Source organism: Butyrivibrio sp., from assembly GCF_024699075.1.
Genome location: NZ_JAILQF010000486.1, coordinates 1 through 7644 on the forward strand (window position 1 = coordinate 1; position 7644 = coordinate 7644).

General features: G+C 39.0%; 6 protein-coding genes. 4 read left to right on the forward strand and 2 right to left on the reverse strand.

What is annotated here, in order from left to right:
* Window positions 1-237, forward strand: a 237-nt coding sequence (locus tag K6G87_RS19310) for an HAD hydrolase-like protein (protein ID WP_296840963.1), incomplete at its 5' end; no start/stop codon positions are given.
* A gap of 60 nt (window positions 238-297) precedes the next feature.
* Here the strand turns inward: K6G87_RS19310 and hflX are convergent.
* Complete coding sequence (gene hflX, locus K6G87_RS19315; protein ID WP_296840966.1) at window positions 298-1638, reverse strand: GTPase HflX; 1341 nt, start codon at window positions 1636-1638, stop codon at window positions 298-300.
* On the reverse strand, window positions 1608-2618 hold the full coding sequence (asnA, locus tag K6G87_RS19320) for an aspartate--ammonia ligase (RefSeq protein ID WP_296840969.1): 1011 nt from the start codon (window positions 2616-2618) through the stop codon (window positions 1608-1610). Before asnA ends, hflX begins: the two co-directional genes overlap by 31 nt.
* A gap of 504 nt (window positions 2619-3122) precedes the next feature.
* Here asnA and K6G87_RS19325 point away from each other — a divergent pair.
* The 3 genes from K6G87_RS19325 to K6G87_RS19335 form a co-directional block, all read left to right on the forward strand.
* A complete protein-coding gene (locus K6G87_RS19325) occupies window positions 3123-3356 on the forward strand; it encodes an HPr family phosphocarrier protein (protein WP_296840972.1) in 234 nt (77 codons plus the stop codon).
* Between the two features lie 147 nt (window positions 3357-3503).
* On the forward strand, window positions 3504-5912 hold the full coding sequence (locus tag K6G87_RS19330; RefSeq protein ID WP_296840974.1) for an ATP-dependent DNA helicase: 2409 nt from the start codon (window positions 3504-3506) through the stop codon (window positions 5910-5912).
* Between the two features lie 854 nt (window positions 5913-6766).
* Window positions 6767-7644, forward strand: an 878-nt coding sequence (locus K6G87_RS19335) for a class I tRNA ligase family protein (protein ID WP_296840977.1), incomplete at its 3' end; no start/stop codon positions are given.

Consider the following 7644-nt stretch of genomic DNA (forward strand, 5'->3'; position numbering starts at 1 on the left):
GTAGAAGAAGCTCTTCGAAGACTTATGGCCAATGCTGATGAGACTGCTATGGTCGGTGACAGATGCTACGATATGGTCGGAGCATGCAACTATGACCTTATGGCACTAGGCGTAACCTATGGCTATGGTACTTATCTTGAGCTGAAGAAAGCCGGAGCAGATAAGATCTTTGATACAGTAGATGATCTTAAAGATTACCTGCTCGCTTCATGTGGCGCACTTCAGACTTGCTGCTGAATAATCTAAGTTTGTTGATGTGTTCAGCTAAAGTAATGAATTCAGCTATGAAATATGAATTCAGTTCTGAATGATATATTCAGAGTACTTGTTTTGATCTTTTTTCTTTAATTTAGCTTTGATCTTAGTTCCCTCAGGAAGATATTCGGTATCTAAAACCTCACATCCATCGTTGATCGCAGCAATGATACCACCTTGTGAATAGGGTATTAGAAGTTCACACAGGACGCTTCCTTCGAGGAGAACTTTATCAATAAGGGATAAGAGTTCTTCTGTTCCTATATCCTTCTTGGCAGCCATATATATTCTGTGATCACGAACATAAGGAAGCTGAACCATTGTGGTTCCTTTTTCATCTGCTATATCCGATTTGTTAAATATATATATTTTTGGTATTTCACCTGCTCCGATCTCTGCAAGAGTCTTATCTGTTACTTCCATATGTCTTGCGTGATCAGGGTCTGAAAAGTCTATTACTTCCAGAAGCAGATCTGCATATTTAATCTCTTCAAGAGTCGATCTGAAAGCCTTTACAAGTGTTGTAGGAAGATCGTCAATAAAGCCTACTGTATCAGATAAGAGGAAAGTTCTGTGGCCTGCCGGAGAGATCTTTCTTATAGTGGTATCAAGTGTAGCAAAGAGCATATCCTGTTCAAGAACCTTCTTATCATCGGTATTGCCATCAGCAAAGTCGTTTATAAGATGATTCATGACAGTAGATTTGCCGGCGTTTGTATATCCTACAAGGGCTACTTTGGGGACAGGAGATGAAAGTCTTCTGCTTCTCTGGGTTGAGCGTTCCTTGTTGACAGCTTCAAGTTCTCTTCTAAGCTCAGCAAGGCGGTGTTCTATGCGCCTTTTATCAAGCTCAAGCTGCTTTTCACCGGCACCTTTACTGGATTTTGAACCTGATGCACCTCCCTGTCTTGTAAGACCTGTTCTCATATGAGAAAGTCTTGGAAGAAGGTACTGAAGTCTTGCAGTTTCAACTTGAAGTCTGGCTTCTCTTGTGCGGGCTCTGTCTGCAAATATCTGGAGTATAAGAGCTGTTCTGTCTATAACTTCTCTATTCAGGATCTTTTCAAGGTTTCTTATCTGCATGGGTGATAGAGTCTGATTGAAGATTACAGCGTCAGCATCATCATATTCAATACGGGCTTTTATCTCTTCAACTTTACCGCTACCAACAAAAGTGGCCTGCGTGGGAGACTCAGCATTTTGAGTCACTACAGCGCAGACCTTCATTCCTGCCGCTTCAGATAGACCTCTGAGCTCTTGCATGGAGCTTTCAAAGAGGTCTTCATCGCGATCTGTATTAAGACCAACCAGTACTACGATTGGCTTTTTTTCTTCTTTTTTGATATCTATCATTATAAGAGTTGTATTCCGTTCTCTGCGCATGCCTTTTCTGTTTCAAGAGGCCAAAGAGAGCTTTGTACTTCACCTATATGAGCCTTGCGCAGGAAGAACATACATATACGTGACTGTCCGATACCACCACCGATAGTATAAGGAAGTTCCTTATTAAGGATAGCTTTCTGGAAAGGAAGCTTAGAACGCTCGGGGCAGCCGGCTTTTTCAAGCTGAGACTTAAGAGAGTTCTCATCTACACGGATACCCATTGATGAGAGCTCAAGTGCTATATCAAGCACAGGATAATATACAAGGATATCTGCGTTAAGTTCCCAATCATCATAGTCAGGAGCACGGCCATCGTGAGGCTCACCTGAAGCAAGCTTATCGCCGATCTTCATGATACATACAGCACCTTTGGCTTTAGTGATGTAGTATTCACGCTCCTTTGGTGAATATTCAGGGAACATATCTTCAAGTTCCTGAGTTGTAATAAAGAAGATATCATGTGGAAGAATCTCTTCTATATAATCATACTGGATAGAAAGGAACTTTTCTGTCTTTCTGAGTATCTTGTAGACCTGACGTACTGTCTCTTTAAGGTAGTCTGTATTACGGTCTTCTTTGCGGATGACCTTTTCCCAGTCCCACTGATCTACAAATATTGAATGAATATTGTCAGTCTCTTCATCACGACGGATAGCGTTCATATCTGTATAGAGACCTTCTTCTACGTTAAAACCATACTTTTTAAGAGCATAGCGCTTCCACTTTGCAAGTGACTGGACTATTTCTGCTGTATGATCCTTGTCATTAAGAATATCAAATGCAACAGGGCGCTCTACACCGTTTAGATTATCATTAAGACCTGATGTTGGGTCTACAAACAGAGGAGCTGATACACGCTGAAGATTGAGACGTGCTGACAGCATACTCTGGAAAAAGTCCTTTACTGTTTTAATTGCAATCTGTGTATCATGGAGACTCAGCTCTGAATGATACTCTTTTGGTAATTTAAGCTTTTCCATAATGGTATATACCTTTCAAATTTTGCATAAAAAAACTACTTTCTTATTAAAACTCTTTTTTTTATTCATTTCAAGTAAAAAATAGGCCAATATAAAAGAAGATAAAGCTTTAATAATTGTTGCGCAATTTTGTGATGCTTAATTTTGAGCTGTTTTATGAATGAATAAGTAAAAACTCACAAAAACATATCACAGATTAACTAAAAAATGATAATTCTATATATAAAAATGATTATATTTGAGCATTATTGAATGCTAATGTGCAATTTTGAGCACAAAGTTTGTGAATATTTTAGCCCCTGAAAGCCTTTACAATTACCTTGCATGCTATATAATAAATTGAAATTGGACGAGGAAAAGTTTTATTCAGTTCGATTTTTGGTGTGGCTTTCAGATGTTTATCTGTTATTGATAAGTTTTTTCAGAGGTTACATACTTATGAAAGCCAAGTTTTGATCGATATACGGTTATGGCTATACCGTATACAGAAAGGAAGTTGAAATAATGGTTAAAGAGAGAATACAGCACGTTATAAAGTTATCACCATCAGAGGTTAAAGATTTCGTAAGAGCTGCAGAGAAGTGCGACTTTGATGTTGATATTTCTTATGGTCATGTAGTAGTAGATGCCAAATCTATTCTTGGAATTCTTGGCCTTGACCTTACAAGAAAGCTTACCGTAAGTTTCTTCGGTGAGAATGAAGATTTCGAATCTTACCTTGCTTCAGTTACAGCATAATTTTTTACCTGTAATTGCATAACTTTTAATAATCCAAAGGCTCTTCGTGGTATAATCCATGAGGAGCTTTTTTCATATAAGAATAAAGATATTATGGCATAATTATGGGAGCTATAATAAATCAGTCAGATTATAAGAGGACAGTAAATGCAGATCAATATCTCTGTTAGAGGCCTTGTTGAATTTATCTTAAGACAGGGCGATATAGACAATCGTATACATACATCAGCAGAAAATGCCATGCTTGAAGGTGGGAGGATACATCGTAAGATCCAGAAGATGCAGGGCTCATCATATCATGCAGAGGTTCCTCTTTCTTATAATATACACACATCCAAGTATGATCTTACTATAGAAGGCCGTGCAGATGGAATAGAAGAAGGAGATCCAGTTGTTATAGATGAGATTAAGGGTACTTACAGAAACCTTGATCACATGGATGAACCAGTGCCTGTACATCTTGCGCAGGCTAAGGTATATGCAGCTATCTACCTTATTCAGAACACACTGGAACAGATTGGGGTCAGGATGACCTACTGCAGTCTTGAAACAGAACAGCTTAAGTATTTTAACTTTACATATACTGCATCTGAAATTGTAGGATGGTTTGAAGAAGTAATAGATAAGTACAAGGTTTTTGCTGACTTTAAGGCAGAGTGGAATAATACATGTACAAGCTCCATTAAGAAGTGTGAATTTCCTTTTCCCTACAGAAAGGGACAAAAGGAGCTTGCTTCCGGAGTTTACAGGACAATTGTCCATGGCAAGAAACTCTTCCTTGAAGCTCCTACAGGTACTGGTAAGACTATTACAACAGTTTTTCCTGCAATTGCAGCTATAGGACAAGGGAAAGCTGAAAAACTCTTCTATATGACAGCTAAGACACTTACAGCAGCTGCTGCGTCTGATACCTTTCAGCTTCTTAGAAGAACAGGGAAGCTTCGCTTTAAAACAGCTATTATAACTGCCAAAGATAAGATATGTCTTTCCAAAGATGGAGAATGCAATCCTGAGAAGTGCCCATATGCTAAAGGACATTATGACAGGATCAATGAGGCCATGCTCGATCTTATGGTCAATGAGGATAATTATAGTCGCGATACTATCCAGTATTATGCAAGAAAGCACATGGTATGTCCTTTTGAGCTCTCGCTCGATATAAGCTTGTTTGCTGATGGCATTATCTGTGATTATAACTATGTCTTTGATCCATTTGTGTATCTTAAGCGTTATTTTGCGGACAATTCAAAAGGAAATTATATATTCCTTATAGATGAAGCCCATAACCTTGTAGACAGGGGCAGAAGCATGTACAGTGCTGATATGAGACTTATGCCCATTCAGGATCTTAAAGATATGCTGCGATCTGTATCGGTTCCATTTAAAGGACAGATGACAGCACTTTATAATCTCCTTGTATCTATGGGAGATTCATCCGACAGGCCTCAGATGCTTGAAACTATAGAACCTCTTGCAGTTATGGCAGATAAGCTTTCATCATCAATATCTTCATATCTTGATGATGTTTCTGATGGACCTTACCACGATGAGATTGTTGATTATTATTTTGAACTTACAAGATTCCTTACTATATATGAAAAGCTTGATGATCATTACAGGATATATCAGGAATGGGATGAGAACGAAGGCTTCAGGATAAGGCTCTTGTGCGTTAATCCTTCTGAGAATCTTGGTGCATGCATGTCTATGGCTGTATCTACTATACTTTTTTCTGCTACATTTCTTCCTATCCAGTATTACAAGGAGCTTTTGGGCGGAACAGATGAAGATTACGAGATGTATTCAAACTCGAGCTTTGACCCTGAAAAAAGATGCATAGTAATAGCCAAAGATGTGACAAGCCGTTATGCAGACAGGGGGCCTGTGCAATATGAAAGGATTGCAGAGTATATTCACAGGATCGTGCAGAAAAAACGTGGCAATTATATGGTCTTTTTCCCATCACATGCATTCCTTGAAGAAGTATATGAGGTATATCTATCAAAGTTTGCCGAAATTGATGCAGCACAGGTTCTTGCCCAGGGAAGTAATATGTCAGAGGAAGAAAGAGAAATGTTCCTTGATATGTTCTCTGAAGGTAATGATGTGAATCTGTCAGATCTTATAAATATGGATGTAGATATAGAAGATGACAGAGTTGTTATAGGCTTTTGTGTGACGGGAGGTATATTCTCTGAGAGTATTGATCTTAGAAAAGATTCGCTTATTGGATCAATAATAGTAGGCTGTGGCATTCCGCTTGTGTGTAATGAGCGCGAAGTCTTGAGACATTACTTTGATGAAAACGGAAGAGACGGATATGACTTTGCTTACAGATATCCCGGTATGAACAAAGTGCTTCAGGCAGCGGGGCGTGTCATAAGAACAGAAGAAGATACAGGCGTTGTCGCACTTCTTGATAACAGATTCCTTCAAAGTAGCTATAAATCTTTGTTTCCAAGGGAGTGGAAGGGAATCACAACAGTTACGACCGAAACGGTCAATAGTGAGATTGGTGACTTTTGGTCTAGAATAAGCCAATACAAGGACTTGTAAAAGGTACTATTATAGTAAATCATAAAAATCAGCAAAAGGGTTGACATAAAGTATTTTGAGAAGGACATATGTTAACCGAACAATTGCATGAAATTGTTTGAATTTTTGCAAAAAAAGCACCTATGATGGTACAAAAGCAGTTAAAAAAACATGAAACTGACACCTGTGTCTATGTGGATAACTCCGTGGAAATTGGGGATATTTTAAAAAACGAGTTTCAGAAACCGCATAAATCTGCCATGTTGGTATACTTATGAAATAACGTTAAACGCGTAATGGATTTTGGAACAAGAACTGGTGTAGTCAATAGAATTATGTAAACCCAAAAACGCATGACACTCGTGTCGTTTTTGTGATAAAACGTTTATTGATCTTTTTTTCAGACAAGTAACAATCAAAACTTGACAAGTTCTTTTCAAGTGATAAGATTAAAATAATTTTATATAAGGCGTGACATCTATAATTATCACGTTTATGGCGATAAAGAAGAGGAGTAAGGTTACAGACACTCAACAGAGAGCATTTGATAGGGTGGAAAAATGCGTGCTGTCGTATCCTGAAGGTAGCTTCTGCACATAAGAACATAGAAGTACATCCTTGTATTTCTAAAATGTACCAAATGCATCCCGCATTATGTGCTAGCCGGACTGCTCAGAAAGTATTCTATATACAAAGGTAGTCCCGGGTGCCTTCCGTTACAGGCTAAATGAGCATGGATTGTTTTTTATCCATGGAATCAAGGTGGTACCGCGTTTATGACGCCCTTGGCCGACAATGTCCGGCCGAGGGCTTTTTTATGTATATGAGCCAGGCGGTGGACAAACCTTACAATCTCATTAAGAAAGGAAAAGACCATGAAAAAAGAACTGGCAAAGAACTATGATCCTCAGGGTATTGAGAATCGTCTTTACAGCAAATGGGAAGAAAAGAAGTATTTCCATGCAGAAGTTGACGAAAAGAAGAAACCATTTACTATTGTGATTCCACCTCCGAATATTACAGGACAGCTCCATATGGGACACGCTCTTGATAATACAATGCAGGATATCCTTATCAGATATAAGAGAATGGAAGGATATAATGCACTCTGGCAGCCTGGAACAGACCATGCTTCCATAGCTACAGAGGTTAAGGTTATAAATGAGCTCAAAAAGCAGGGCATTACCAAGGCTGATCTTGGACGCGAAGGCTTCCTTGAGAAGTGCTGGGACTGGAGAAAAGAATACGGCGGACGTATCGTAAACCAGCTCAAGAAGCTTGGTTCTTCATGTGACTGGGACAGAGAACGTTTTACAATGGATGAAGGCTGCAATAAGGCAGTTACAGAAGTATTCGTTAAGATGCATCAGAAGGGATACATCTATAAGGGCAAGAGAATGGTTAACTGGTGCCCTGTTTGTAAGACTTCAATTTCAGATGCAGAAGTTGAATACAAGGAGCAGGCAAGCCATTTCTGGCACATCAAGTATCCTCTTGTTGAAGATGATGGCAGCGTTTCTACAACTAAGTTCCTTGAATTTGCAACAACACGTCCTGAAACAATGCTTGGTGATACAGCTGTAGCTGTAAACCCTGAAGATCCAAGATATAAAGATTATATTGGCAAGAATGTAATGCTTCCTATTATCAATCGTCCTATTCCTGTTGTTGGCGATGAGCATGCTGATATGGAATTTGGTACAGGTGTAGTTAAGATCACTCCAGGTCATGACCCTAACGACTTTGAAGTTGG

Coding starts and splice junctions, on each gene's coding strand:
- hflX (WP_296840966.1), bottom strand. CDS start 1,638: ATGCGCAGAGAACGGAATACAACTCTTATAATGATAGATATCAAAAAA.
- asnA (WP_296840969.1), bottom strand. CDS start 2,618: ATGGAAAAGCTTAAATTACCAAAAGAGTATCATTCAGAGCTGAGTCTC.
- K6G87_RS19325 (WP_296840972.1), top strand. CDS start 3,123: ATGGTTAAAGAGAGAATACAGCACGTTATAAAGTTATCACCATCAGAG.
- K6G87_RS19330 (WP_296840974.1), top strand. CDS start 3,504: ATGCAGATCAATATCTCTGTTAGAGGCCTTGTTGAATTTATCTTAAGA.